The organism is Saccharopolyspora sp. MMCC62, assembly GCF_057736575.1.
Map to the genome: position 1 here is coordinate 105,299 of NZ_JBYKCM010000008.1, position 24,622 is coordinate 129,920.

A 24,622-nucleotide genomic window follows, 5' to 3' on the forward strand; every position below is an offset into this window, starting at 1 on the left:
GCCATGAACCGGTGGTGGACCGGAACCAAGGAAGCGGTCTTCGAGAACATCGAGGTCCCGGAGGTGTTCGGCCCGTTCGACGTGGTCGTCGACGAGCGGATGGTGCGCAACTACGCCTTCGCCCAGGACGACGCGGGAGCCGGGCGGCTCACCGATGCGAGCGGGCGGCCCGCGGCGAGCCCCGCCGTGCTGTCCAACGAGTTGCTGTTCCTGTTCTACGCCGCCTACGACGGCAACACGGCGCGCGGGCTGCACACCCACGAGGAGCTCTCGCTGCACGCACCGGTCGTGATCGGCGAGACCGTCACCCTCAGCGGCCGCTACGTGCACACCGAGGTGCGGCGCGGCAACGGCTACGTCGTGATGGAGGCCGAAGCCCGTGGCGCCGACGGCAGGCTGCTGCTGCGCCACCGCGGCACCGAGATCATGCGGGTGCACGCCGCCGACGTGGTGGGCGGCAGCACCGCACCGGCCCCGTCCCGGCTGGTCACCGGCGAACTGCTCGACGTGGCACCGGCCGCAGCGGCGAGCGCGGACCTCGGCGAGCGCACCCCGATCCGGCCGGTGCGCAAGACGATCTCGCAGGAGCAGATGTACGTCTTCTCCTGGGGCGGCCGCGGGTTCTCCAACATCCACACCGATGCGGCGGGCGCGCGGCGTTCCGGGATGGACCGCACCGTCGCCCAGGCCATGCAGCAGGTCGGCTACCTCTCCGAGATGCTCACCGCGTTCCACGGCGGCGCCTGGATCGAGGGCGGGCACCTGGCGGTGAAGTTCGTGCACCCGTTCTACGTGGACGAGGAGGTCACCGCCCGCGGCGCGGTGCTGGGCGCGATCGACCACGACGGGGCGCGGCACCTGGAGAGCGAGGTGTGGGTGGAGAACGCGGACGGGCGGAAGACCGCCGTCGGCTGGGCGCACGCCCCGCTGCCCTGATCCGCGCCCCGAGGTGAATGGCCCATTCGACCAGCGTGGCGGGGCTGCTGGGCCATTCACCTCGCGGGAGCGGCGGCGGTCAGCCGCGCCAGCGGTCGTCGGGGTCCCGGATCGCCGTCGCCGCCAGTTCCGGGCGGGTGCCCGGCCGGGGCCGGGAGCCCGGCGCGGTGCGCCGCGGGCGGGGCTCGGCGGCGAGCTGGCGGCCCTGCACCACCAGCACCACGACGCCGAGCAGCAGCGCGGCCAGCGCCGCCCACAGCACCGGCGGGTTGCCGCCCGCCCACCACACCGTGCCCGCGATCCCCAGCGCCGCGCCGCAGAGCACGGCGAGCGCGTGGAAGAGCAGGTGGACCCCGTAGCCCTGCACCGATACCTCCCGGCCCGTTGCCGTCGATCGTGGTGATCCGTGCTGTCGGATCGTGGTGACCACTGTGCGCACGCGCGCCACCCCGGTTCCGTTGTCCCGAACCGCGCAGCGATCACGAGTTCGGGTGGCGACGGTGACTACCCGTCGCCGCGACACCGCGGGGCGCGCACCTTCACCCGATAGTAGCGCCGCGTATGGCCGAATTGCCTGATCAAGGGCGTTCGCCACGTGCACCGGATCGCCTGGGCGAGGGGCGCCGCCGACACCTCCCCGGCGCTGAATTCCCTCGATCGGACGGCACCCGGTCCGGCGTCCGGCACCGTTCGGGGCCCCGCCCTACGGTGAATCCCGGCGAGGTCCTCGCCGGCGGCGCGAGCCGGACGGGACCCGGTGCCGTGCACGGTTTCTCTCGGGGGTGAGGTCGGTGCTGAACACGTTGGCGGTCTTCGCGCTGGTGGCGTCGGTGGCCATCGGAACGATCATCGGATCGCTGATCGCCCTGTGCTGGTTCGAGAAACGCCTGCTCGGCGTGCGACCGCATCCGGCGCCCGACCGGGAGCTGGGCCGCGAACCGGAGCCCGCCGAGACCGGCGCCGCACCGGAACGGGTCGCCGTGCTGCGGCCGGACCCGGAGCAGCGGGTCCCCGCGCAGTCCGCCGCCGAACCTCAGCCGGGCGTGCTGAAATCCGCGAAGTCGAACCCGGGCGAGACCACGCAGGTCACCAGCGACTCCACCGTCGCCGAGGCCACCGCCCGCTGCCACGTCCCGGCGGGCACCAGGACCTGAGGGTCCTGCCCGGCGCCCGCGCCCAGCACGTGGTTGCTCGGCTGCTCGGCGGGGACGTCCCCGTCGCCGCCCAGCACCAGGGTCAGCGGGCCGCCGCGGTGCCACAGCCACAGCTCCGCCGAGCCCACCCGGTGCCACTCCGAGGTGTGGCCCGCGGAGAGCAGGTAGTAGATCGCCGTCGCGGTCGGCCGCAGGCCCCGCTCGTCGGGCGTCACCTCGACGTCGCTGGTCCAGGTCCGCCGGAACCAGCCGCCCTCCGGGTGCGGCAGCAGGTTCAGCTCCTCCGCGGTGCGGCCGCGCGTCTCCAGCGCCGTGAACCGGCCGCGGACGTCGCGCCGCGCGTAGTGCAGGCCGATCACCGCGGACCGCTCCAGCGAGCCGTACACGTGCGGGAACAGCACGTCCTCGGCGACCCCGGGCGGCGGGTGCGGTGCCGCCGATTCCCAGCGGACCGGGGCGGACAGCCGCTGCGGATCGAGCTCCAGCGCCACCAGCTGCTCGTCCACGTCCGCGTACAGCGCGTTGGCGACCGCCAGCGCGGTGGCCATGTCCGGCGAGCAGTGCACGAACCCCTCGGTCTCCAGCGACGGGGAACCGATGTGGTCCGCGGCCGCGTGGAACGCGCTCAGCGGCAGCAGGTGCAGCAGTCTGGATCGAGTCACGTCGGCAGTCTGCCTGGCCGCACCGCGCGTTGTCAGGTCGCGCGCGCCGCCCCGCGGGTCGATCACCCCGCCGGGCGGCCGCACTACGATCGCGGCCGGACGCGGCCGGAGACCGGCCGTCCTCAAGACCGAGGCCCGGAGGGCCGGGCACCCGAAGGCCCGGACGTTCGGAGGACCGGACGCCCGAAGGGCGGGACGTCCGCAGGGCCGAGACCCGGAGGACCGGACGCTCGGAGGCCGGGCGCTCGGAGGACCGGACACCCGAAGGAGGAGTGCATGCGCATCGCGGTGCTCGACGACTACCAGCACGTCGCGCGGGACTACGCGGACTGGGACTCGCTGCCCGCGCAGGTCGAGTTCTTCCACGACACCCCCGCCGACCGCGCGGAGCTGGTGCGGCGGCTCGCCCCGTTCGACGTGATCGCCGCGATGCGGGAGCGGACCCCGTTCCCGCGGGACGTGCTGGCCGCGCTGCCGGAGCTGAAGCTGCTGGTCACCACCGGCATGCGCAACGCGTCGATCGACCTGGACGCGGCCACCGAGCTCGGCGTCACCGTGTGCGGGACCGGCAGCGGGGCCGCGCCGGACCGGGCGTGGGGACCGACGGCGGAACTCACCTGGGGCCTGATCATCGCGGTCACCCGGCAGATCCCGGAGCAGGACCGCGCGATCCGGGACGGCGGCTGGCAGCAGGGCGTCGGGTTCGAGCTGGCCGGGCGCACGCTGGGCGTGCTCGGGCTGGGCAGGCTCGGCAGCCAGGTCGCGAAGGTCGGTGCCGCGTTCGGCATGGACGTCATCGCCTGGAGCCGGAACCTCACCGCGGAGGCCGCCGCGGAGGTCGGCGCCCGGCGGGTGGCGAAGGAGGAGCTGTTCCGCGACTCCGACGTGCTCACCGTGCACACGGTGCTCAGCGAGCGGACCCGGGGGCTGGTCGGCGCGGCGGAACTGGCGCTGATGCGGCCCACCGCGTACCTGGTGAACACCTCGCGCGGGCCGATCGTGGACGAGGCGGCGCTGCGCGAGGCGCTGCACGCGGGACGGCTCGCCGGTGCGGGCATCGACGTGTACGGGACCGAGCCGCTGCCCGCGGACGACCCGTGGCGGACCACGCCGCGCACCGTGCTCACCCCGCACGTCGGGTACGTCACCGAGGGCACCTACCGGACGTTCTACGCCGAGACGGTCGCCGACATCCGGGCCTTCGCGGACGGCTCGCCGGTGCGGGTGCTCAACGGCTGACCGGGCCGCGGCCGGGCGGGGCGCGCCCGGCCGCGGGGCGGATCAGAGGTCGTCGGCGATGCCGCGGATCTTCTCGATCAGCTTGGTGCGCTCCTCGAAGGAACCGGCGAGCGGCGTCACGTTCATCGTGGTCACGCCGGACTCCTTGAATGCGGCGAGGCGTTCCCGCACGTGGCCCTCGGAGCCGATGAGGGTGCTGGCGGCGACCAGCTCGTCCGGCACCGCCGCGGCGGCCTCGTCCTTCTTGCCGTCCAGGTAGAGGTTCTGGATCTCCTCGGCTTCGGCCTCGTAGCCGTAACGGCGGGCGAGGTCGTTGTAGAAGTTCTTGCCCTTCGCACCCATGCCGCCGATGTAGAGGGCGAGCATCGGGCGCATCGAGTCGACGAGCGCGTCGACGTCGTCGCCGATGGCCAGCGGGGCCTGGCCGACGACGTCGAGCTCACCGAGCTCGGGGTCGCGCTTGGCCTTGCCGGCGGCCAGCGATTCGCCCCAGACCTCGTGGGCCTTCTCGGGGACGTAGAAGATCGGTTCCCAGGCGTCGGCGATCTCGGCGACCATCGCGACGTTCTTCGGGCCGATCGCCGCGATCATGATCGGGATGTTCGGGCGCACCGGGTGGTTGATGAGCTTCAGCGGCTTGCCGAGCCCGGTGCCCTGGCCTTCGGGCAGCGGGATCTGGTAGTGCTTGCCGTCGTGCTGCACGCGTTCGCGGCGCCACACCTGGCGGCAGATGTCGACCAGTTCGCGGGTGCGGCCCAGCGGCGCGCTGTAGGGCACGCCGTGGAATCCTTCGATGACCTGCGGCCCGGAGGCGCCGATGCCGAGGGTGAACCGGCCGTCGGAGACGAAGTCCAGCCCGGCGGCGGTCATCGCGGTGAGCGTGGGCGTGCGGGTGTAGATCTGCAGGATCCCGGAGGCGATCTGGAGCCGTTCGGTGCGGGCGGCGATGAAGCCCATCTGGCTGACCGCGTCGAACGAGTACGCTTCGGCGACGTAGACGATGTCGAGACCGGCCTTCTCGTAGGTGGCCAGTTCGTCGACCGTCTCCTTGAAGCCTCCGCTGTAGTTCAGCGGCATCCCGATGCGCATGGTGGTCCTCTCCGTCGCTGACGTTGCGGATGGGCGCACCTCGCGTTCCAGCCGCAGCACCTGATCGCCCCGAGGTTACCGCTTGGTAGCGGTCAGGGGTGACTCCTTTGTAACACCGCTCGGTGTGACATCGGAAGTGCGCATGTACCAGTGACATCAATTACGGATCAAGAAAGTCCGAACGGGCGATGAACAAAACCTGTGCATACGGCATGATTCGGCCATGCCGATGGTTCTGCGCTGCTGCTGCTGGAGGAACGCACTACGCCTCGAAGACCCGTCCGGACTACACGTGAGGGTGGTATGAAGCTCGGACTCCTCGACATCGGTTCCACCGCGGCGCGGCTGGAACTGGTCGACCTCGATCGCGGCAGGCTGCCCCGCGCCTCCTGGAGCCACAAGGAGCGCACCCGGCTCGGCGAGAACACCCTCGCCGACGGATCGGTGACCGACGAGGGCATCGAGCAGGCCGCCCGCGCCGTCGAGGGCTGCGTGCGCGCCGTCGGCGCCGAACTGCGCGGACCGCTGGTCGCGTTCGGCACCGCCGCGGTGCGCGACGCCACCAACGGCGCCGAGCTGCGCGCCCGCCTCACCGAGGCCGCGGGCACCCGCATCGGCTCGATGACCCCGCACGCCGAGGCCGCGCTCTGCTTCCACGCGGCCCGCCGCTGGCACGGCCGCGAGGACACCCCGCTGACCACCGTCGACATCGGTGGCGGCACCGCCGAGGTCGCCATCGGATCGGGCCCCTACCCGGACGAAGTGGTGTCGATGCCGCTCGGCGCGGCCCGGCTCACCCGCGAGCACCTGCCCTCGGACCCGCCACCGCCGGACCAGGTCGCCGCGCTGTACGCGGCCGTCGAAGCCGTCGCCCCGGTCGACCTGGCCCCGTTCCGCGGCCGCAGGCTCGGCCAGCCCGTCGGCCAGTCGAAGGTGCTGCGGCAGCTGGCGGTGCTCGCCGCGAGCTCGTCGAAGCGACTGGTGCGGCACCCGGACACGCTGGCGCGGACGAACCTGACCCGGTGGATCCCGCAGCTCGCCGAACTCGGCCAGGTCGAGCGCGCCAAGCTCCCCGGCGTCTCCCGCAGCAGGGCGCGGCGCATCCTCGCCGGTGCGATCACCGCCGACTCGCTGCTGCGCGCGCTCGGCGTCGAAGAGCTGGACCTGTGCCCGTGGGGGCTGCGCGAAGGGCTCGTGTTCCGCTTCGTCGAGGCCTACGAGCGGGCCGAGCAGTGCACCCGCGCCGACGCGATCCGCCGCCTGACCGACGAGATGTTCGCCTGAACGGGTGCATCGCGGGGTCTTGCGGTGGGCGGGCTCCGGGCGGGGGCGGAACGGTAGCGTTCGAGGTTCCACGGCGAACTCGGGAGGCCACTTCGTGACGGTCCTGCTGCACATCCTGATCACCGCGGTCGCCGTGTGGGCGACGACCGCGCTGCCCGGCATCCAGCTCGGCGACGCGAGCACGGACACCGGCACGAAGGTGGTCACCTTGCTGGTGGTCGCGATCGTGTTCGGCGTGATCAACGCAGTGCTGAAGCCGATCGCGAAGACGTTCGGCTGCCTGCTGTACCTGGTGACGCTCGGGTTGTTCGGGCTCGTGGTGAACGCGCTGCTGTTCTGGCTCACCGGGTACGTGGCGGGGGAGCTGAACCAGCCGTTCCACGTGGACGGGTTCTGGGCCGCGTTCTGGGGCGCGCTGATCGTGACGATCGTCAGCAGCGTGCTGCACGGCGTGATCCGCCGGATCAGCATCAACGCCGAGGAGAACCGGGAGCGCGAGTACCGCGAGTACCGCGACTACCGGGACCGCGGCCACTACTGATCGCCGCCTCCCCGGCCCGCTCGACGGGCCGGGGAGCGCTAGGCGAGCTTCGCCGCGACCCGGTCCGCGATGTCCTCGCCGATGCGCAACGAGGCGGTCGCCGCCGGGGAGGGCGCGTTGAGCACGTGCACCCAGCGCTCGTCCTCGTGCACCAGGAAGTCGTCGACGAGGGTGCCGTCCGGGCGCACCGCCTGCGCCCGCACCCCCGCGGCCGCGGGCACCAGGTCCGTGACGCGCAACCCCGGCAGCAGCTCCCGCGCGGCCCGCACGAACAGCGGTTTCACCGCCGAGCGCGCGATCTCCGCCGCACCGGTGCGCCAGTAGCGCTTCGCCAGCGCCCGCAATCCCGGATCGCCCAGCAGCCGCCGCAGGTGCGGCGCCGACCAGGTCCGCCAGTCGTAGCCCTCGCGGGCGAGCGCGGGCACCGCGTTCGGCCCCACGTGCAGCCCGCCGTCGACCATCCGCGTGAAGTGCACGCCGAGGAACGGGAACGCCGGGTCCGGCACCGGGTACACCAGCGCCCGCACCAGATCGCGACGCCCGGGGGCGGCCTCGTAGTACTCGCCGCGGAACGGCAGGACGCGCGCGGCCGGCCGGGTGCCCGCCAGTTCCGCCACGGTGTCGCTGTGCAGCCCCGCGCAGTTCACCGCGAACCGGGTGCGGACCTCGCCTGCCGTGGTGCCCAGCACGAGCCGGTCGCCGTCGCGGCGTGCCGAGCGCAGCTCGACGCCGCGCCGCACCTCGACCCCGTGCTCGGCGAGTTCCGCGGCCAGCGCGGTGCAGACGGCGCCGAAGTCGGTGATCCCCGCGTCCGGCACCAGCAGCGCGCGCAGGCCGCGGATGTTCGGTTCCCGCTCCTCGATCCCACCGGGGTCCACTTCGGACAGCCGGACGCCGTTGGCGGTGCCGCGGCGGGCGAGCTCGGCCAGCCGAGGCAGCTGCTCCGGCCGGGTCGCCACCACGAGCTTCCCGGTGCGCCGCACCGGAACCCCGCGCTCGGCGCAGTACCGGTACATGGCCTCCGCTCCCGCGCGGGCGAACCGGGCCTTCGCGCTGCCCGGCGGGTAGTACAGTCCACTGTGGAGCACGCCGGAGTTGTGACCGGTCTGGTGCGCGCCCACGGCCCGCTCCTTCTCCAGCACCGCGATCCGCCCGGTCGTGCCCGCGCGGACCAGCGCCCGCGCCGTCGCCAGGCCCACGATGCCGCCGCCGATGATCGTCACGTCCTCGTCTCCGGCCATGCCGGCCATCCTGCCCGTCCCACCCCACCGGTTCCAGCCTCGGCGGTAGGGTTCGCTCCGGGTCACGGGTGCGGGGAGGAAGAGCCGTGGTGCAGCTGCTCCTGCTGTCGAGCTCACGGGTGCACGGGTCGCCGGGATTCCTCGGCCACGCGCTGCCCGCGATCACGGAGCTGATGGCCGGCCGGGAACGGATGCTGTTCGTCCCGTACGCCCGCCGCGACTTCGACGACTACGCGCGCATCGCGCACTCGGTGCTCAGTTCCACCGGGATCAAGGTCGACGGGCTGCACCGCGCCGCCGACCCGGTGCGCGCCATCGCCTCGGCCGAAGCCGTGTTCCTGGGCGGTGGCAACACGTTCCGGCTGCTCGCGACCCTGCAACGGCAGGGCCTGGTGCGGGCGCTGCGCCGCGCCGTGCTGGCCGGCGTGCCGTACCTCGGGGCCAGCGCGGGCACCAACCTGGCCTGCCCGAGCCTGCGCACCAGCAACGACATGCCGATCGTGCAACCGGCCTCGTTCGCCGCGCTCGGCCTGGTGCCGTTCCAGATCAACCCGCACTACCTGCCGCCGGATCCGGCGAGCACGCACCGCGGCGAGACCCGCGACGAGCGGCTCGGCGAATTCCTGGAGCACAACGACGTCCCGGTGCTCGCGCTGCGGGAAGGGGCCTGGCTGCGGGTCCGCGGCCGCCGCGCCGAGCTGGGCGGCACCGACACCGCCCGGCTGTTCGCCCGCCGTGTCCCGGCCCGCGACCTCCCGCCCGGCGCCGACCTGACCCACCTCCTCGGCACCACCCCCCGCTACGACCTCTGCTGACTCCCCGGCCGCCGCGCCCCGCGCGCACGACATCCCGCCAGGTGAGTGGCCCACCCGCCCGATCCGCCTGGGCGGGTGGGCCACTCACCTCGATCGAAACTGGGTAGACTGGTCTACCTAGTCGGGGAGGTCGGGATGACGGGTGCGCGGGTGAGCGCGCGCGAGCGGCTGCTGTCGGCGGCGGCGCGCCGCTTCTACCGGGACGGGGTGGCCGCGACCGGGATCGACGCGATCACCGCCGAAGCCGGGGTCGCGAAGATGAGCCTGTACAACAACTTCTCGTCCAAGGCCGACCTGGTGCGTGCCTACCTCGAAGCGCGGCACGAGGAGTGGCGGGAACTGCACCGGCGGCGGCTGGACGGGGTCGGGGACGCGCGCGGGCGGGTGCTCGCCGTCTTCGACGCCTACGCCGACCACGCGGAGCTCGCCCACGAGCACGGGTTCCGCGGCTGCGGCCTGCTCAACGCAGCCGCCGAACTGCCCGCGGGGCACGACGGCCGGGACGTGGTGCGCCGCCACAAGGAAGAGGTCGAATCGCTGCTCGCCGCCCCGCTCCGGGAACTGCTGCCCGACCGGCCCGACGACGCGCGAGCCGCCGCGGAACACCTGGCGTTCCTGCTGGAAGGCGCGATGGCCCGCGCCGGGCTCGAAGGGGACGGGGAACGGCTGCGGCGCGCGCGGACGATGGCGGCGGACCTGGTGGACCGGCTGTGACGCGCGGCGGCAGCTCGCTCGGAGCGGTGGCGGTGCTGCTCGCGTCGGTGCTGTGGGCGACCACGGGGACCGCGGCGACGTTCGCGCCCGACGTCGGTCCGCTGGCGATCGGGGCCGTCGCGATGGGCACCGGCGGCCTGCTGCAGGCACTGGTCGCGGGGCCGCGCCTGGTGCGCGGGGCGCGGCTGCTGCGCGCCCGGCCGGTGCCGGTGCTGCTGGGCGCGGTGGCGGTCGCCGTCTACCCGCTGGCGTTCTACAGCTCGATGCACCTGGCCGGGGTCGCCGCGGGCACCGTGGTGTCGATCGGGTCGGCGCCGCTGGCGTCCGCGCTGGTGGAGCGCGTGGTCGACGGGCGGCGGCTGACCCGCCGCTGGCTGCTCGGCGCCGGGCTCGGGTTGTCCGGGACGGTGCTGCTGTGCGCCGCCGAAGGCGGCGGGGCCGCGGTCGCGCCCGGGTGGGGGAGCGCGCTGGGCGTGGTCCTCGGCCTGGTGGCCGGGTGCACCTACGCGACGTACTCGTGGGCCGCGCACCGGCTGATCAGCGGCGGCGCTCCGTCCGCGGTGGCGATGGGCGGCATCTTCGGGCTCGGCGGAGTGCTGCTGCTGCCGGTGCTGGTGGCGACCGGGGCGCCGCTGCTCGCGTCGGCGACGAACGCGGCGGTCGGCGCGTACATGGCGCTGGTGCCGATGTTCCTCGGCTACCTGCTGTTCGGCTGGGGCCTCGGGCGGGTGGCCGCGAGCACCGCGACCACGTTGTCGCTGCTGGAACCGGCGGTGGCCGCCGTGCTCGCCGTGCTCGTCGTCGGAGAACGGCTGCCCGCCGCGGGCTGGACCGGCGTCGTCCTCATCCTCGGCTGCCTCGTCGTGCTCACCGCCCCGATGCCGGGAATCCGCCCGCGACTCGTCACCGCGCGCCGCCGCGCGGCGCACCCGGCACCTGCCCCGGCGGCGGAGGACTGAACGCGGAACCACCCCATCGGGCCTGCCTGCGGCGGGTGGCACCGGGGCACACTGCGATCAGTGTCTCCGCACCGGTCGTGGGGCGACGCGGGCCGACCTGGCCCGGGGTCCCCGGGGGCTCGGACGAGCCCCGTGGTGGAAGGGGCAGGGTCATGGCCGACGACGAGGAAACGAGGCCGAAGCGCAAGAAGATCGCTGAGCGGTGTGCAGTTCGCGTGGTGACCAGCCTGATCACCAACCTCGCGATCCGTCTGCTGCTCAACGAGATCGAGTGATCGTTCTTGCCACCCGGCGGGCCCGCCGCGCAGGCGGGCCCGCCCCCTCCCACAACCGTCCACTCCGGACGGATCTGTCCTGGCCCGGTCCGGGAAGCGGAATCTCGCCCCCGAACCGGGCGTGGTCAGAGCGGTCAGGGCCGGACGGTGATGATCGCGTCGAGCTCGACCAGAGCCCCTTGCGGCAGCGTCGGCGCGGGGAGGGCGGTGCGGGCGTGCCTGCCCGCGTCCCCGAGCACGTCGATCAGCAGCCGGGACGCGCCGTCGACCACCTCGGGCTGCTGGATCGCGTCCGGAGTGCTGTTCACCCAGGCGTTCACCTTGAGCACCCGCACCACGTTCTCCAGCCCCACCGCGTCGTCGACCCGCGCCAGCAGGTTCAGCGCGCTGACCCGCGCGGCGGCCACCCCGGCGGCCACGTCGGCGTCCGCGCCGAGCCGGCCGCCGAGGACCTCCCCGGCGGCCGTGCGGGAGATCTGCCCGGACACGTGCAGCAGTTCGCCGGACAGCACGGCGGGTTCGTAGGCGTACTTCGGCGGACCGAGCACCGGCAGTTCCAGGGACAGCTCGGCGAGCCTGCGGCGGACGGCGCTCACCACTTGCTCACCACGTAGGTCCGGTCCGCGCCGATGTACCAGAGGTCCTCGGTGCCGATGGCCACGTCGTCGTACCGCCACGGGATCTCGGCGGCGCCGAACGAGCCGACCTGCAGCACGTGCTCGTAGCCGGGCCGCAGCTCGTTGGCGAACGACTCCTGCTTGCCCATCAGGTGCCCGACGTTGCGCTTGCGGTACTCGGTGTTGAAGTCGACCTCGGTGCCGAGCACGCCGATCTCGCGCATCCGGTCCAGGTGCGGTGCGAGGTACTCCAGCGTCCCCTCGTGCACGTCCTGGCAGACCACGCCGGGGCGCAGCTGGCCGATGATGCCGTCGCGCACCACGTCGAAGAAGAACGCGTACGCCTCCTTCGCGCCCGCGGTGCGGGGCAGCGAGCGGGCCATGTCGGAGGTGGCGACGGTGACGCCGCCCGCCACGATCCGCACGCCCGCGTCGAGCTGGATGCAGGTGGTGTCCTGGTCGATCGGGAAGTCGACCGGCGGCCCGGGGAACAGCATCCGGTTCGACGAGTGCAGGTTGGTGAAGTACGGCTCGATGCCGAACGGGATGTCGCGCTCGGTGCGAAACTCGACGATCTTGTCGAGGTAGACGGCGTAGATGTCGAGTTCGCTGAACTCGCGGCCCTCCTCGATGCCCCGCTCCGCCCACGCGAGCGCGGCTTCGATGGCGAACACGCTGGTGCGCGCCGCGATGATCTGGAACGCGAGGTCTTCGCGGTCCCGGACGTCGCGCCAGTGCCCGAGCGCCGCGGAGATGCCGACGAGCTCGCTGCCCGCCTGCTCCAGTTCCCGGGCGAAGCCGATGCCGACGAACTCCTCCTCGACGCCGACGCGGGTGCCGGGGCTCAGCTCGGCGACGGCGGCCCCGAACGAGTCGTACCGGCCGGCGGGCGTGCCGGGCAGGCCGGGGGTGCCTTCCGGGGCGAGCACGACGAGACGCCCGGCGGCGGGCAGCCACACGGCGACGGCGCCGTCCGGCCGGTCGTGCCCGGTGACCTCGGTGTGGTTGGGGGTGGCGGCCAGCAGCACCGCGTCCAGCCCGTGCTCGGCGGCGAGCGCGGTGAGCGCCGTGAACCGGGTGTCGTCGCCGTCGGGGAGTTCCGCGGCGAGCCCGTCGAGGTGGTCGACGCCGTCGATGAGCTTCTCCGCGACCCGCGCGCCCTCGGAGCGCCATTCGGCGAACCGGGCCAGCACCGACGCGGTGTCCACCTCGTGGGCGACCACCGGTCGCGGCGTGGTGGCGTCCACGGTGACCTCCAGGGCACCGCCTGCGGTGAACGCCCGGTGGTGGGCCAGCACGACGTCCGCGGCCAGGTGCACCCGCCCGTCCCCGGCGAGCTCGGCGACGAGCTCGGACAGCGAGCCCGCTACCCGGGTGCCTTCGACGACCCGCGGATCGATCGTCACCCACGGGGCGTAGAAGCGGATCTGCTCGGCAGGCACGCCGGCCGACAGCGCGTTGCCCTGCTCCTGCTGGCGCACCAGCAGGAGCCGCTCGCCGTCGCGCTCGGCGATCAACGGGCTCACGAGCGGGTAGGAGTCGAGGCGGATCGCGGAGAACAGCAGGCTGCGCCGGGCGTTCAGCCCGTAGTGCTGCTCGACCAGTGCGTCGTCCGCGGTGAGGTGCAACATGTGTTCCTCCGGGGTCGTGATCAGCTGATGCCGGTGGTGACGCCGATGTGCGATTCGATCTCGGTCGCGTAGTCGGAGAAGGCGGGGGAGAAGCGGTGCTCCTTGCCGCGCGGTCGCGGCAGGTCGACGTCGACGTCGGCGACGATGCGGCCCGGCTTGTCGCCGACCACCACGACGCGGTCCGCCAGCCACACCGCTTCCGGGATGCTGTGCGTGACGAACAGGACGCTGCACCCGGTGTTGCGCCAGATCCGCTGGATCTCGAAGTTCATCGAGTCGCGGGTCATGGCGTCGAGCGCGCCGAACGGCTCGTCCATCAGCAGCAGCTCGGGCCGCGACACGAGTGCGCGGCAGATGGCGACGCGCTGCTGCATGCCGCCGCTGAGCTCGTAGGAGTAGCGGGTGGCCCGGTCGCCCAGGCCCACCATCTCCAGCAGTTCCCGGGCGTAGCCCTCGGCTTCGCGGTCGCGGGTGCCGCGGAACTCCAGCGGCAGCAGCACGTTGTCGAGGTTGTTCCGCCACGGCAGCAGAACCGGGCTCTGGAACACCATCGCGATGTCCTCGAGCCCTTCCTTGATGGGACGGCCCTTCACCAGGATCTCGCCCTCGGTGGGTTCCTGGAGCCCGGAGATCGTCTTCAGCAGCGTCGTCTTGCCGCTGCCGGACTGGCCGACGATGGAGACGAACTCCCCGGGGCGCACGCGGAAGTCCATGCCGCGCAGCACGGTGTTGTGCTGGCCGTCCCGCGACCGGAAGGTCTTGCCGACGTCGTTCACCGAAATCGCGTATTCGTGGCTCATCTGGGTCTCCGTCACGGCGTTGTGATCGTCTGGCCGCGGTGCAGCGGTTCGAGGTAGTCGTTGCTGTAGACGTCGGCGGGGGTGAGGTGCGCGTCCGGGCTCAGCCCGAGGAAGTCGCCCGCGACGTCGATCATCTGCTGGACGCCCGCGTCGTCCATCTCGCCGTATGCGTCGCCGGATCCCCAGTTCAGCTCGCACTGCTCGTTGATGGCGAGCACGACGGTGCGGTCCTCGTACCCGCTGACCTCGTTCCCGAAGTCCTGCGCGGCCTGCTCCGGGTGTTCGCACGCCCAGAGGAAACCCCGCTGCATCGCGCGGTTGAACCGCTTCACCTGGTCCGGGTGGGTGCGCAGCTTCTCGTCGGAGGCCACGATGCCGTTGCCGTACAGGTCGATGCCCAGGTCGGACCACTTGAGGACGGTGGCCTGCCGGTCGAGCGCGTCGATCGTCGGCTGGTCGGAGACGTAGAGCGCGAGGTTCGCGTCCCACTGCCCGGCGACCAGACCGGGCATCTTCGCGGCGCCGGTGGCGTGCACGACGCGCACGTCGTCGACGGCCATGCCGAGCTTGCTCAGCGCGTACGGCCACATCGCGGTCATCGCGCCGGTCGCTTCGGTGGCGACGGTCTTGCCCCGGAGGTCCTGCCAGTCGTCGATGCCGGTGCCCGCGAGGGCGATGACCGCGTAGGCCGACCGCGCCTGCACCAGGTTGACCTGCTTGACCTCGGCGCCGCGGCCTTGGCTGAGCACCGAGGATCCGTAGTCGGCCCACCCGAAGTCGACCTTGCCGGTGTCGACGGCGGTGACGGTGTTGGTGGAGCCGGAGCCCGGCATGACCTCCAGGTCGATGCCCTCGGCGGCGAAGAAGCCGCGTTCGACGGCCGACACGAACGGCGCGTGCTTCGGCAGCCAGCTGACGTCGAGCATCAGCGACATCCGGTCGCGCCCGGTGTCGGCGCCGCAGGACACCAGCGCCAGCATCGCCAGCACCGAGCCCAACGCGAGCAGCGTCCGCGCCCTCACCGGGTGTGCTGCTTCCACGGGACGAGCTTGCGCCCGGCGAGGTCGACCAGGAAGAACAGCACCAGCGCGATCGCGGCGAGCACGATGAACGCGGCGAACATCGACGGCAGATCGATCTGACTGTTCGCCAGCATGATCACGTAGCCGAGTCCCTTGGACCCGGCGATGAACTCGCCGACGACCGCGCCGCCGACGGCCAGCGAGATGGAGATCTTCGCGCCGGAGAGGATCGACGGGATCGCGTAGATGAACTCGATCTTCGTCATCTTCTTCCACTGCGAGGCCTTGTTGATCCGCGCCAGCTCCTGCAGCTCGTGCGGCACCGAGCGCAACCCGTCATAGGTGTTGATCACCAGGGGGAAGAACGCGATGGCCATCGCCACGAACGCCTTCGACTCGAAGCCGAAGCCGAACCACACGATGAACAGCGGCGCCAACGCGACCTTCGGCACCGTGTCGATCGCGATCAGCGCCGGGTACAGGAAGCTGCGCACCGTCGTCGAGTAGTGCAGCGCCGCCCCGCACAGCACGCCCAGCGCGGTGCCGAGCGCGAACCCGGCCAGCGCCTCCTGCAGCGTGATGAACGTGTTCTCCGCGAAGTAGCCGGGGCGTTCGGCGAGCTCTGCGAACGCGGAGAGCGGGCCGACCATCAGGTACTCCGGCGGGGCGAACACCCGCACGGCGATCTCCCACAGCGCGAACAACCCGACGATGCCGACGACGGCCTTGACGGCGGCGAGCACCGATTCCCGGTCCGGTCCGCGGCGGCGCGCCGGTTCCGCCGTGCGCTCGGCGGCAGGTCCCGGTGGCGCGGGTGCGCTCGGGGTCAGGGGTGGGGTCATGCGTTCCTCACAACATTGGAAGGTGCACGGACGAGGGACGGGGCCGGGTTCCGCGTCGGCCCCCGGCCCCGCGGATCAGGGGACGAGCGCGCGCGAGGCCGCGACCACGTCGGACAGCAGCGCCCGCTCCTGCTCGTCCAGGTCGGTCAACGGCGGCCGCACCGGGCCCGCCGGATGTCCCGTCAGGCCCAGGCCCGCCTTCACGATGCTCACCGCGTACCCCGGGCTGCGGTCCCGGATCGCCGTGTACGGCAGCACGACCTCGTCGAGCAACCGCCGCACCCGCGCCCGGTCGCCCGCCCGCACCGCCGCGTAGAAGGACAGCGCGAACTCCGGCAGGAAGTTGAAGATCGCCGAGCTGTAGGTGGTGACGCCGAGTTCCAGGTACGGCAGCGCGAACGTCTCGGCGGTCGGCAGCCCGCCGATGTAGACGAGCCGGTCGCCGAGCCGCGAGTGGATGCGGGTGATGTTCTCCAGGTCCCCGACGCCGTCCTTGAACCCGATCAGGTTCGGGCAGGCGTCCGCGAGCTCGGCGACGGCATCGGCCGAGTACACCGCGTTCGCCCGGCTGTAGATCACCACGCCGAGCGAGGTCGCCGCGCACACCGCGCGCACGTGCGCCACCAGACCGGCGCTGGACGCCTCGGTCAGGTAGGGCGGGAACAGCAGCACCCCGTCCGCGCCCGCGGCCTCCGCGTCCTGCGCGAACGCGACGGCCTGGGCGGTGCCGTGGCCCGCGGGCGCCAGCACCGGGGTGCGCTCCGGCGCGCTCTGCACCGCGGCGCGCACCACCCGCCCCACCTCGTCCGGCGTGAGCGAGAAGAACTCGCCGGTGCCACCCGCCGCGAACAGTCCCGCCACGTCGTACTTCGCGAGCCGCGCGATGTTCTCCCGGTACGCCGCCTCGTCGAACGCGAGCTCGTCGGTGAAGTGCGTGACCGGGAACGACAGCAGCCCGGAACCGAGGCGGTGGGCGAGCTCGCTGGGAGCGATGGCCGGCATGTGCGTTCCTCCTGGCTGACAACGGACTGCGATTGCAGGTGAGCGTAAGGAGCAACGACCGATCCCGTCCAAGACTCGTTTCGCATCGAGTGATGCGCGGATTGGATCGATGAGCACGGTCGGTGCGGGATCTCGCCCCCGACCGTCCCCCGGATGCCGGAGCGGGGCCGCCGCGATCGAGCCGGGATCCGAAGGTGCGCACCGGTTTCCCGAGATCGCGGGGGTTCTGCGACGCGAGGTGGCCCCGGTCCGCGCAGAGCCCCTGGACGCGAACGGGCGGCCGCGCGGTCCGCGCCCGACCCCGAACGTCAGAGCTCCCGCCGCCAGACCCGGTCGTCGTCGACCCGGTCGCCGAGCGCGAACGTGCAGCGCCCGACCTCCGCGAACCCGTACCGCCGGTAGAACCGCTTCGCCCGCTCGTTGTGGTCGAACACCGTCAGGTAGATCTCCGGAGCCCGCCGCGCGACGGCGGTCCGCAACGCCCACTCCACGAGCTCGACGGCGACCCCGCGGCCGTGCCACTCCGCGAGCACGTAGATCTGCTGCAACTCCACGGACCCCGGTGCGGCGCCCACCGCGGGCGCCCGCAATGGCGTCACCTTCGCGTACCCCACGGGTTCGTCCCGGTGGAACCCGACCATCCAGTGCACGTCCGGATTCCCCAGATCCCGATCCATCGACCCGCCGGGTCCGTAGGCCTCGTCGAGGAACTCCCCGAACGGTCCCGCCTCGTACAACGCCCCGAACGTCGCGGCGAACGACTCCCGGGCCATCGCCCTGAGCGCCGCGTGCTCGCCGACCTCGGGAGCGGAGTAGGTGATCTCGTTCGAACGCAGTGCCACAGCGATCTCCTCCAGCACGGAAGACGCCCTTGGCCAGAACGGGAACCCGAGCGTGACAGGCCGAAGCCCGCTGCAGCGCCCCTCGAACCCCCGCCGGGACCCTACCGGTGCGGCGGGAGCGCTCGCGGTGATCCATCCGTCGACGCCGTCGACTTCAGGGGCCGGCGAGCGCCCGCAATGCGGGGTGGTGAAGTCCCGCTACGCCGTATTTGAGGTGGAGCAGCGCGACGGAAAGCCACGGCGCAGTCGGCCCGACGAGCCGGATCGGTTCACTTCCGTAGCAGACGTCCACGAAGTGGAAGGTGATGTTCGGCCGGATGTCGTGCAGGGCGGCGATCAAGTCGCCTTCCCACCGGCCGTCCAACCAGAACAGCACCGACGACTTGGTGAGCAAGCAGGTGTGCGGGCCGAAGAAACGCCATTGCGGCGCGGCTTCTCGCTCGGCGCTGCGTCGGGCGGCGTAACGGTCGGCGAGATTTCCCAGCATCGCGCCGAGGACGAACGCCGGACTTCCCACGGCGAAGTACCCGGGTGTCGTGTACTGGACGTCGGCTCCCCGGAACCGTCCGACGTCGTAGCGCTCTTCGAAGATCAGTTCTTCTCCGGGGGCCAGGCGAGGATCGCCGGTGACACCGCCCAGCTGCCCGCCCGCACCCAAGTACCGGTACAGCCGTTGCGCGTCGCGGAATACGAGTTCGGCGTGCGCTCGCTGCTGGCGAAAGATTTCCCTGTTGCGTCCCACTGGATCCCCGATACAACGGTCCGGCCATCGAGCGGATCGGAGTATGCCGCAGTCGAATCCGGCAAAGGGGGACCGTTGCCGAGTTGAGTGGATCTCATCCTGGCAGGGTCATGAATTGACGTAGGAAAATTCCGAAGTGAATTTCGGAGACCTCATCTGTGCGGCAGGAAGTGCTCTTCAGATCATCCGGTGCGGCCGATCCCCGATTCCTGTTGCGTTCTTCCCCTGCTGTGCACTCGGCCCTGTTCGGTGCGGATCCGAGTGCTCCGGAGCGCGTTGGTCCGCAGCCGGCGGCAGTGCCGATGGGCCAGGCCTCGTTCAAAGCGGACGCTGCTTCCGATACGGCGCGCGGATCTTCGCTCGTTGACCGGCTCCAGCGCATCAGCGCCTGTTCCGCGCCTGCCGTGAACGCGGGGGAGGACCGCGTCCCGCACGGCAGGTCGCGTGCCGGTGCGAGCGGGGAAACGGGCATCGGGCCCGACCACTGCGGACGTGCGCACGACCCGGGGAACGGGTTGGGCTCTCCTGTCCTGGCAGCGGTCGGTGGTGCCGCCGAACCACGCGCCGAGGTGAGTTCTCGACCCGTGCAAAGAAAAACGGCCAGGTCGGAAAGTTCCGACCTGGCCGTTTTCTTGTGGGCGATACTGGGATCGAACCAGTGACCTCTTCGGTGTGAACGGGGTGGTCCGGCGCTGACCTGGTGTTTTGCCGTGACGTCCAGTGCTGTTCCGTGCGGCTGACCTGCCGTTCTGTGCGGTGCCGTGTTACGCGCTGCCGGTGCCGTTGCTGACTCGCTGCTGACTCCGTTCCGCCGCCTCAGGCCTGAACACCACCGGGCGGGCCGGGCGAGACCTGCCTCCGGAGGGCGTTCCAGTCGCGGCGTCTACCGGCTGCGCTGCGGACCACCTGCGCGGCAGCCAGCTGCGGAGCATTGGTCAGTTGCCGTCGTTCTCAGTCGTCTGTGGGGTGCATGTGCCCCGGAAGTGCCCCCGGTATCGCGCTTGGCACGTGGTGGACGTGCTCGGATGACCCCAGAGCGAGCTACACAGGCTCCGATACTTTTGTCAGCGCAAACACTTTGGTGCTGCGCAGCTGTAACGAACCTTTCAGTCTATGCGATCTAGTGGCATCAGAATCATGATGGGCGGGAGGCCTAGCATGAACGAAGGCGTTGTCGAGCGCAAGGTATCTGCTTCTGGCGCATCATCGTATAGTGATCCAATAATCCTTCGTGACAGCGGTACTACTCATATTGAGCTGGTTCCCAGCTATATTCCGCGCAGCAAATCGCCTGATAATGTCTCGCTAAAAATTAAGTACTGGAAAAAGTCTGGCGGCGAGCTCAGGGATGGCTATCCAGTCGATTTTTCGCTTAACAATAAAGAATTTGAAATCTTGCAGCAAGAGCTGATTAAAATCGCCAGCATTGCAGGCCAGTCTGATAGCGGTAAGTATTTAATACTTCGAGTGGACGAAGAAGATGGAGGTGGTGTTAATGTTGATGCCTCCACTTTGGGTAGCGTGATTCGAAAAATTGCAGAGAATGATGATTCGCTGCGTCAGCTTGCTGCTGACCCGGAGGGCGAGAGCCTGGTTCGAGCCGTGCAAATTTCAACGCGTGCTGCGGAGCTCCGTCAAGCTATCGACGAGCTTGTGTCAATGCTGGATAGTTCCCCTGGGTGTGGTGAGCAGGAGTTCCAAAAGTGGATGGAGCGTCACTCTTGGGCTCTAGGTGACGAGTACTCCTCTCTGGATTCTGTCCGAAAAATTGGCATCCGAGAAAACGTTGATCTTCTGGTTGAGCGTTCAGTCGATGGCCTCCGTGATGTAGTCGAACTTAAGCTTCCCTCGGCTGATCCAATTAAGTTGGATAGATCTCACCATTCATGGTACTGGACTAGTGAAGCCGCGAAAGCCATTGGGCAATGCCATCGTTACCTGGATAGGCTTCATGAAAATGCAAAAGACGGACTAATTGATCACAAGGAAATTGTTTCTTATCATCCTCGGGCAACGATCGTGCAAGGCCGTTCGCGCGGGAAGGATGCGGACTGGATCAGGGGTCTGCATGGGTTGAATGCCAGGCTTCATAGCATCCAAGTAATCACTTACGATCAGCTTATCCTGAGGGCGAAGAAGACTCTTGGAATTCTGGAGAGTGGACGGATTTAGATCTTCCGCCTCGTGCTTATATTTCTTGTTTTTGGGGATGCTGGAAGTTGAATCGAAAAAAGAGTGGGTTTTCTGGTTTTTGCAAACGGATTGGAGCCAGGTAACCAAGTGTGTTACTGAAAGATGTGTGCGAAACTGAAGTGGCAAGCTGGGTCACGTTGCCCCGTGCCCAGCACTGTCTCTTTGAAATTATCGAAGAGGGCGGGAGACGGTTCTGCTCTGTGCTTTACGGCCAGTTTTCGGCGGTGCTTGCCTCTTTGCTCCTGCGGCCCCGCAGGGGCCGCCCTTGATGAAGAAAAGAAACTCTGAACACGAGCGCTCTGGGGCGCTGGCCTGGGCCTAGAGCTGGTGCAGCTTGGCGATGACGTCGCGCAGCAGTGGGATGGTTGGCGTCGCCCAGGTTGGACCCGGGCCTCGTGGAGCTTCGGATGAAGTGCGCCAGCCTTCGACCTCTGACGGCGTCACAGGGAACAGTTCTCCCTGCCACGCGGTGATGTACCCGGTGGGTCTGGTTCGGTGTGTGCCCACGATGCCCCCTGCTCGTAGGTCAGGTGTTGGTGCGGCCGTTGCGGATTTGGGTGATGCGGCCTCGGGTGATGCCGAGGAGTCGGCGACGTCGGCGTAGGTGAGGCCGTGGTCGTGGTGGGCTCGTTCGATCGCGGCGCGGCGCAAAGCTGCCAGTTCGGTGACTCGTCGGCCGCATTCGTTGATCAACTCGGTGGCGCGGGCTGCTTGGCGTACCGGGTCGGGGTCGCGGCGGACGGCCTCGACGTCGTCCCAGCGGGCTGTTTCGGCGTCCGGGACGCTCGCTTGTGCGGGAACTAAGGGCACTTGGTCGGGAACGGGCTCCTCGCCGTCCGCGGGCTGGATCGGAATCATTCGTCCGTCACCTGCTCACGTCGATGATCAGCGGCTGCTCGTCGCCGTGGAGTGCTCGGGCTAGCTCGACCAGTGCGGACGCGAGCGCTTCCGCGATCGGTTCCGCTGCCTCCTTGGTTGATCGACCACATCCGCGATCACCTGCGGGAGTGGCCTCCGTCGAGTGATCGCGCGCCGGTTTTCGCGAACGTGGCTGGCAAGCCGCACCGGCGGACACTGTTCCGCTCGCGGGTGTGGCGGCCTTCGCTCGTGCGGGCGGGACTACTCGGTCAAGTCACCGAGAAGGACGGCGGTTTCGTTGCGACCTGGCTGGACGCGGCGGGGGAGCGGCGTACCGAGAGGTGCCGGACGCACAGTCAGGCGGTGAAAGCCGCTGCCGCGAATGCCGGGGAGGGGCTGCGCTTCCACGACTTGCGGCACTCCTACGCGACCTGGCTGGTTGACGACGGCGTTCCGGTGAACATGGTCCAGCGCGTCCTGGGGCATGAACGGTCTTCGACCACTTTGGACCTCTACACCCGGCGGACGGATGGAGGGGATCGCATCCTGCGTGCGCTGACCGATGAGGCTGACGACGGGCTCGGTCCTCGCTGACCGTGTGCTGACTTTTTGCTGACTCTTCGGTCCCGGAAAAGAAAAACGGCCAGGTCGGAAAGTTCCGACCTGGCCGTTTTCTGGTGGGCGATACTGGGATCGAACCAGTGACCTCTTCGGTGTGAACGAAGCGCTCTCCCCCTGAGCTAATCGCCCGGTGCCGCCGTTCCCGGCGACATGGAGAACTCTACAACACCCGTTTCAGGTCCCGAACAGGGGGGAGGCCAACCACGGCCAGTCGACCCCGAGCCAGCGGCCGATGGTGGCGTACATGCCGAGCAGCCAGAGGGTCACGACGACGATCACGCCGGTCAGGGCGGCGATGCCGAGCTTGACGGTCCAGTGCTGCCGGGAGACCCAGTTGCTCCAGCGGCGGTAGTGGCGCTTGGTGAAGACGTTCACCTGGTGCGCCCAGTGGAACTCGGTGGCGAGGATGCCGAGCCCGGCGAACACGATGAGCCAGCCGGGGCCGGGGTAGGGGATGGCGATGATGCCGATGATGAGCACCAGGGTGCCGAAGGCGCCGAGCCCGACCCGGTAGGTGGTGTTGAGCGTCGGGTTGGCGCGGATGCGTTCGCGGCGGGCGCGGAGGGCGCGTCGCAGCCGGTGGAGCCTGCGGCGGGGCTGCGGGGCGTCGGTCGCGGTGTCGTCGGCTCGGGCCACGTCGGTCTCGCTCGATCCCGGTTCGGCTGTCCTGCTCAGGGTTCACCTGCCACGTCGTGTCGGGCACTGCGCGGTCCGGCGGGGCTGTGATCTGCGGGTTCGCTGCAGCGCGTCCGCTGTCGCGGCGCAGCGCCGGGCCGCGGGGCCAGGATACGGGCCGTGCTCGCGCGGGACCGGAGGGCGCAGGTGCGGAAAGGGTTGCACCGTCCGACGGAATGTGACGTGCGTCATGCTGGGGTTTTTCCCAGTTCTGGTACCGGGATCGGCCGGGGTGCTTCGAGCCTGGTCACACTGTGGCACCGCTCTCCTCGACCGGGTGGCGGCCAGGCGTGGGGCCTTCCGCGTCCGGATGTCGGGGTTAGTCCGTCTCGGCGAATGCTCGTGGCGAGTGTCTCAGCACGGCCCGCGGAAACCCGTATGGGCGCAGGTCCATCGCCTATCCTGGAGGCCGTGCCCGGCAGCGGCGGAGCTAGTTCGACGACGGTGCCGGAAGCGTTGTGGGGAAGGTCCGGCCGGGGCTCTGGACGGCGCCGGGAATCAGTGCCGAGGTGTCGGACCGATGTTCGATCGGGGGGTGCGATGTGGCCACGCTGCGCAGTTCTCCGATCGCGTTCCGAAGTTCAGTATGCCCCGACCGGGTGATGTAAGGCCCGGTGGCGAGCAGATGACCCCGCAGAGGCGTCACAACTGTGTTGCTCGGTCGATAAGCGGACCGGGAGGGAGTTAGGAAGGCGAGGACGATGCGAAACGATCACGTGACTCTCCGCTCGACGGCGGTGTTCGATCTGCTGGCCCCGCAGACGCCGGCCGTGCCGGTCCAGGTCGAACTGCGCTACGACACCCGCGACCCCTACGCGGTGGTGGCGGCGTTCCGCACCGGCCGCGCCGGTTGGGTCGAGTGGGTGTTCGCCCGCGACCTGCTCGCGGACGGGCTCATCGCGCACGCCGGCGAGGGGGATGTGAGCATCCGGCCCGCGGTGGACGACCCCGAGGTGGTCGCGATCGAGCTCAGCTCGCCGTCGGGGCACGCGGTGTTCGAGGCCTCGGCGCAGGAGCTGGCGGACTTCTTGGACCGCACCTACGACGTCGTGGTCCCCGGCAACGAGAACCTGTGGGTCAACGTCGACGACGCCCTGACCCGGCTGCTGCCGCACGACCTGTCCTGACGATCACGCCCGTGACCTGCGCGGTCCGGCTCGGCGCGGACCGGCGCGGGCGGCGATCGACCCCCCTTTGATCGCCGGGGGCGGCGTGGTCTAAAGTTCTCCGTGCAACGCGGCGGTGACTCCGGAGCCGAGCCGGAGGGTTCACCGCGGTGCACGCGGATGTAGCGCAGCTGGTAGCGCATCACCTTGCCAAGGTGAGGGTCGCGGGTTCGAGTCCCGTCATCCGCTCTGGGAAACCGATCGGGTCGAACTCGGGTTTCCGGGTATCGGCACCCGGGAGTCCGGAATCCGGCCCAGTGCCCAACCCGGCGGAGTGGCCGAGTGGCTTAGGCAAGGGCCTGCAAAGCCCTGTACGCGGGTTCGATTCCCGCCTCCGCCTCGCGCGATTAGCTCAGTGGGAGAGCGCTACCTTGACACGGTAGAGGTCACTGGTTCAATCCCAGTATCGCGCACCAACTTTTCTAGCAGGTCAGCCGCCCGTTCCTCTTGTGGGCCAGATGTTGATCAGCTTGCGCACGGCGATGCGATCTTCGCTGACCGTCTCATCGCCAGCCTGCGGGGTCTCCCGCAGGCGTGGGAACCACATCAGCAGCTGAGCCCGTTCTCCGCTCCGGAGGGCGTCGACGGAGCGGGCGAAGCGTTCTCCCAGCGCGGTGAGCGACTGCTCGGTCATCGTCGGCCATGAGGCACGTCCTTTCCGTGGTTTGCGGTAGTCATGCAGAACCCGCCTCGGCCTGGCGC

General features: G+C 70.2%; 26 protein-coding genes and 4 tRNA genes. 14 read left to right on the forward strand and 16 right to left on the reverse strand.

Going from position 1 to position 24,622, the window contains the following annotated elements; all coding sequences use genetic code 11:
• Nucleotides 1–3 precede the first annotated feature (3 nt).
• Nucleotides 4–936 carry a hypothetical protein gene (locus tag AC29IT_RS19375; RefSeq protein ID WP_358444974.1) on the forward strand — a complete coding sequence of 311 codons (933 nt, stop codon included), beginning with the start codon at nt 4–6 and terminating at the stop codon, nt 934–936.
• Between the two features lie 79 nt (nt 937–1,015).
• Here the strand turns inward: AC29IT_RS19375 and AC29IT_RS19380 are convergent, their stop codons facing one another.
• Together AC29IT_RS19380 and AC29IT_RS19385 are read right to left on the reverse strand one after the other, a co-directional pair.
• Nucleotides 1,016–1,303: a hypothetical protein gene (locus AC29IT_RS19380; RefSeq protein ID WP_488219696.1), complete on the reverse strand. Its 288-nt coding sequence runs from the start codon at nt 1,301–1,303 to the stop codon at nt 1,016–1,018.
• Nucleotides 1,304–1,969: 666 nt separating this feature from the next.
• Entirely contained in the window at nt 1,970–2,752 is a 783-nt protein-coding gene (locus AC29IT_RS19385; protein WP_488219697.1) for a cupin domain-containing protein, read from the reverse strand.
• Between the two features lie 276 nt (nt 2,753–3,028).
• Between AC29IT_RS19385 and AC29IT_RS19390 the strand changes: the two genes are divergently transcribed.
• Nucleotides 3,029–3,991 (forward strand): D-2-hydroxyacid dehydrogenase family protein, encoded by a 963-nt coding sequence (locus AC29IT_RS19390; RefSeq protein WP_488219698.1) that lies wholly within the window; start codon nt 3,029–3,031, stop codon nt 3,989–3,991.
• A 42-nt stretch (nt 3,992–4,033) separates the two neighbouring features.
• Here the strand turns inward: AC29IT_RS19390 and AC29IT_RS19395 are convergent, their stop codons facing one another.
• Complete coding sequence (locus AC29IT_RS19395; protein WP_358444984.1) at nt 4,034–5,080, reverse strand: LLM class F420-dependent oxidoreductase; 1,047 nt, start codon at nt 5,078–5,080, stop codon at nt 4,034–4,036.
• Nucleotides 5,081–5,383: 303 nt separating this feature from the next.
• Here AC29IT_RS19395 and AC29IT_RS19400 point away from each other — a divergent pair, with 303 nt between their 5' ends.
• Nucleotides 5,384–6,364 (forward strand): Ppx/GppA phosphatase family protein, encoded by a 981-nt coding sequence (locus AC29IT_RS19400; RefSeq protein ID WP_358444987.1) that lies wholly within the window; start codon nt 5,384–5,386, stop codon nt 6,362–6,364.
• 94 nt (nt 6,365–6,458) lie between these two features.
• The gene (locus AC29IT_RS19405) at nt 6,459–6,905 is read left to right on the forward strand and encodes a phage holin family protein (protein ID WP_488219699.1); all 447 of its coding nucleotides are present in this window, start codon (nt 6,459–6,461) and stop codon (nt 6,903–6,905) included.
• A 38-nt stretch (nt 6,906–6,943) separates the two neighbouring features.
• Here AC29IT_RS19405 and lhgO read toward each other — a convergent pair whose 3' ends face one another.
• Complete coding sequence (gene lhgO / locus AC29IT_RS19410) at nt 6,944–8,146, reverse strand: L-2-hydroxyglutarate oxidase (RefSeq protein WP_488219700.1); 1,203 nt, start codon at nt 8,144–8,146, stop codon at nt 6,944–6,946.
• A gap of 86 nt (nt 8,147–8,232) precedes the next feature.
• Here lhgO and pepE point away from each other — a divergent pair, with 86 nt between their 5' ends.
• The 4 genes from pepE (at nt 8,233) to AC29IT_RS19430 (ending at nt 10,909) form a co-directional block, all read left to right on the forward strand.
• The gene (pepE, locus tag AC29IT_RS19415) at nt 8,233–8,961 is read left to right on the forward strand and encodes a dipeptidase PepE (RefSeq protein WP_358444995.1); all 729 of its coding nucleotides are present in this window, start codon (nt 8,233–8,235) and stop codon (nt 8,959–8,961) included.
• 135 nt (nt 8,962–9,096) lie between these two features.
• Complete coding sequence (locus AC29IT_RS19420; RefSeq protein WP_488219701.1) at nt 9,097–9,675, forward strand: TetR/AcrR family transcriptional regulator; 579 nt, start codon at nt 9,097–9,099, stop codon at nt 9,673–9,675.
• The gene (locus AC29IT_RS19425) at nt 9,672–10,634 is read left to right on the forward strand and encodes a DMT family transporter (protein ID WP_488219702.1); all 963 of its coding nucleotides are present in this window, start codon (nt 9,672–9,674) and stop codon (nt 10,632–10,634) included. Before AC29IT_RS19420 ends, AC29IT_RS19425 begins: the two co-directional genes overlap by 4 nt.
• Before the next feature lie 152 nt (nt 10,635–10,786).
• Nucleotides 10,787–10,909: a hypothetical protein gene (locus AC29IT_RS19430; RefSeq protein ID WP_358436434.1), complete on the forward strand. Its 123-nt coding sequence runs from the start codon at nt 10,787–10,789 to the stop codon at nt 10,907–10,909.
• 134 nt (nt 10,910–11,043) lie between these two features.
• On the opposite strand, the gene AC29IT_RS19435 is transcribed toward AC29IT_RS19430, so the two are convergent.
• The 8 genes from AC29IT_RS19435 to AC29IT_RS19470 form a co-directional block, all read right to left on the reverse strand.
• Complete coding sequence (locus AC29IT_RS19435; protein ID WP_358436431.1) at nt 11,044–11,505, reverse strand: RidA family protein; 462 nt, start codon at nt 11,503–11,505, stop codon at nt 11,044–11,046.
• Nucleotides 11,502–13,157: a M24 family metallopeptidase gene (locus tag AC29IT_RS19440; RefSeq protein ID WP_488219703.1), complete on the reverse strand. Its 1,656-nt coding sequence runs from the start codon at nt 13,155–13,157 to the stop codon at nt 11,502–11,504. Before AC29IT_RS19440 ends, AC29IT_RS19435 begins: the two co-directional genes overlap by 4 nt.
• Nucleotides 13,158–13,177: 20 nt before the next feature.
• The gene (locus tag AC29IT_RS19445; RefSeq protein WP_358436426.1) at nt 13,178–13,957 is read right to left on the reverse strand and encodes an ABC transporter ATP-binding protein; all 780 of its coding nucleotides are present in this window, start codon (nt 13,955–13,957) and stop codon (nt 13,178–13,180) included.
• Nucleotides 13,958–13,968: 11 nt separating this feature from the next.
• A complete protein-coding gene (locus AC29IT_RS19450) occupies nt 13,969–14,979 on the reverse strand; it encodes an ABC transporter substrate-binding protein (RefSeq protein WP_488219704.1) in 1,011 nt (336 codons plus the stop codon).
• Nucleotides 14,976–15,821, reverse strand: a complete 846-nt coding sequence (locus AC29IT_RS19455) for an ABC transporter permease (protein ID WP_358436421.1) — start codon at nt 15,819–15,821, stop codon at nt 14,976–14,978. The genes AC29IT_RS19450 and AC29IT_RS19455 overlap by 4 nt, the downstream gene beginning before the upstream one ends.
• A 75-nt stretch (nt 15,822–15,896) precedes the next feature.
• On the reverse strand, nt 15,897–16,823 hold the full coding sequence (gene kdgD / locus AC29IT_RS19460) for a 5-dehydro-4-deoxyglucarate dehydratase (RefSeq protein ID WP_358436419.1): 927 nt from the start codon (nt 16,821–16,823) through the stop codon (nt 15,897–15,899).
• Nucleotides 16,824–17,131: 308 nt separating this feature from the next.
• Nucleotides 17,132–17,665, reverse strand: coding sequence for a GNAT family N-acetyltransferase (locus tag AC29IT_RS19465; RefSeq protein WP_358436417.1), 534 nt, complete (start codon nt 17,663–17,665; stop codon nt 17,132–17,134).
• A gap of 154 nt (nt 17,666–17,819) precedes the next feature.
• On the reverse strand, nt 17,820–18,407 hold the full coding sequence (locus tag AC29IT_RS19470) for a hypothetical protein (RefSeq protein WP_488219705.1): 588 nt from the start codon (nt 18,405–18,407) through the stop codon (nt 17,820–17,822).
• A gap of 1,158 nt (nt 18,408–19,565) precedes the next feature.
• Here AC29IT_RS19470 and AC29IT_RS19475 point away from each other — a divergent pair.
• On the forward strand, nt 19,566–20,579 hold the full coding sequence (locus AC29IT_RS19475; protein WP_488219706.1) for a Shedu anti-phage system protein SduA domain-containing protein: 1,014 nt from the start codon (nt 19,566–19,568) through the stop codon (nt 20,577–20,579).
• 339 nt (nt 20,580–20,918) lie between these two features.
• On the opposite strand, the gene AC29IT_RS19480 is transcribed toward AC29IT_RS19475, so the two are convergent.
• Entirely contained in the window at nt 20,919–21,458 is a 540-nt protein-coding gene (locus tag AC29IT_RS19480) for a hypothetical protein (protein ID WP_488219707.1), read from the reverse strand.
• Nucleotides 21,459–21,575: 117 nt separating this feature from the next.
• Between AC29IT_RS19480 and AC29IT_RS19485 the strand changes: the two genes are divergently transcribed.
• On the forward strand, nt 21,576–22,052 hold the full coding sequence (locus AC29IT_RS19485; protein ID WP_488219708.1) for a tyrosine-type recombinase/integrase: 477 nt from the start codon (nt 21,576–21,578) through the stop codon (nt 22,050–22,052).
• A gap of 81 nt (nt 22,053–22,133) precedes the next feature.
• Here AC29IT_RS19485 and AC29IT_RS19490 read toward each other — a convergent pair.
• Both AC29IT_RS19490 and AC29IT_RS19495 read right to left on the reverse strand, forming a co-directional pair.
• Nucleotides 22,134–22,208, reverse strand: a tRNA-Val gene (locus AC29IT_RS19490).
• 45 nt (nt 22,209–22,253) lie between these two features.
• Complete coding sequence (locus AC29IT_RS19495) at nt 22,254–22,715, reverse strand: TIGR02611 family protein (protein ID WP_488219709.1); 462 nt, start codon at nt 22,713–22,715, stop codon at nt 22,254–22,256.
• Between the two features lie 740 nt (nt 22,716–23,455).
• On the opposite strand from AC29IT_RS19495, the gene AC29IT_RS19500 reads away from it, so the two are divergent.
• The 4 genes from AC29IT_RS19500 (at nt 23,456) to AC29IT_RS19515 (ending at nt 24,336) form a co-directional block, all read left to right on the forward strand.
• On the forward strand, nt 23,456–23,881 hold the full coding sequence (locus AC29IT_RS19500) for an SsgA family sporulation/cell division regulator (RefSeq protein ID WP_184478055.1): 426 nt from the start codon (nt 23,456–23,458) through the stop codon (nt 23,879–23,881).
• Between the two features lie 155 nt (nt 23,882–24,036).
• Nucleotides 24,037–24,109, forward strand: a tRNA-Gly gene (locus tag AC29IT_RS19505).
• Nucleotides 24,110–24,188: 79 nt separating this feature from the next.
• Nucleotides 24,189–24,260, forward strand: a tRNA-Cys gene (locus tag AC29IT_RS19510).
• 1 nt (nt 24,261) lies between these two features.
• Nucleotides 24,262–24,336 (forward strand) — tRNA-Val (locus AC29IT_RS19515).
• Between the two features lie 14 nt (nt 24,337–24,350).
• On the opposite strand, the gene AC29IT_RS19520 is transcribed toward AC29IT_RS19515, so the two are convergent.
• On the reverse strand, nt 24,351–24,554 hold the full coding sequence (locus tag AC29IT_RS19520; protein WP_358436398.1) for a hypothetical protein: 204 nt from the start codon (nt 24,552–24,554) through the stop codon (nt 24,351–24,353).
• Nucleotides 24,555–24,622 lie beyond the last annotated feature (68 nt).

Excerpts from the sequence above, each read along its gene's own strand:
- AC29IT_RS19375 (WP_358444974.1), top strand. The coding sequence starts at position 4 with ATGAACCGGTGGTGGACCGGAACCAAGGAAGCGGTCTTCGAGAACATC.
- AC29IT_RS19390 (WP_488219698.1), top strand. The coding sequence starts at position 3,029 with ATGCGCATCGCGGTGCTCGACGACTACCAGCACGTCGCGCGGGACTAC.
- AC29IT_RS19395 (WP_358444984.1), bottom strand. The coding sequence starts at position 5,080 with ATGCGCATCGGGATGCCGCTGAACTACAGCGGAGGCTTCAAGGAGACG.
- AC29IT_RS19400 (WP_358444987.1), top strand. The coding sequence starts at position 5,384 with ATGAAGCTCGGACTCCTCGACATCGGTTCCACCGCGGCGCGGCTGGAA.
- lhgO (WP_488219700.1), bottom strand. The coding sequence starts at position 8,146 with ATGGCCGGAGACGAGGACGTGACGATCATCGGCGGCGGCATCGTGGGC.
- AC29IT_RS19420 (WP_488219701.1), top strand. The coding sequence starts at position 9,097 with ATGACGGGTGCGCGGGTGAGCGCGCGCGAGCGGCTGCTGTCGGCGGCG.
- AC29IT_RS19430 (WP_358436434.1), top strand. The coding sequence starts at position 10,787 with ATGGCCGACGACGAGGAAACGAGGCCGAAGCGCAAGAAGATCGCTGAG.
- AC29IT_RS19440 (WP_488219703.1), bottom strand. The coding sequence starts at position 13,157 with ATGTTGCACCTCACCGCGGACGACGCACTGGTCGAGCAGCACTACGGG.
- AC29IT_RS19445 (WP_358436426.1), bottom strand. The coding sequence starts at position 13,957 with ATGAGCCACGAATACGCGATTTCGGTGAACGACGTCGGCAAGACCTTC.
- AC29IT_RS19455 (WP_358436421.1), bottom strand. The coding sequence starts at position 15,821 with ATGACCCCACCCCTGACCCCGAGCGCACCCGCGCCACCGGGACCTGCC.
- kdgD (WP_358436419.1), bottom strand. The coding sequence starts at position 16,823 with ATGCCGGCCATCGCTCCCAGCGAGCTCGCCCACCGCCTCGGTTCCGGG.
- AC29IT_RS19475 (WP_488219706.1), top strand. The coding sequence starts at position 19,566 with ATGAACGAAGGCGTTGTCGAGCGCAAGGTATCTGCTTCTGGCGCATCA.
- AC29IT_RS19480 (WP_488219707.1), bottom strand. The coding sequence starts at position 21,458 with ATGATTCCGATCCAGCCCGCGGACGGCGAGGAGCCCGTTCCCGACCAA.
- AC29IT_RS19500 (WP_184478055.1), top strand. The coding sequence starts at position 23,456 with ATGCGAAACGATCACGTGACTCTCCGCTCGACGGCGGTGTTCGATCTG.
- AC29IT_RS19520 (WP_358436398.1), bottom strand. The coding sequence starts at position 24,554 with ATGACCGAGCAGTCGCTCACCGCGCTGGGAGAACGCTTCGCCCGCTCC.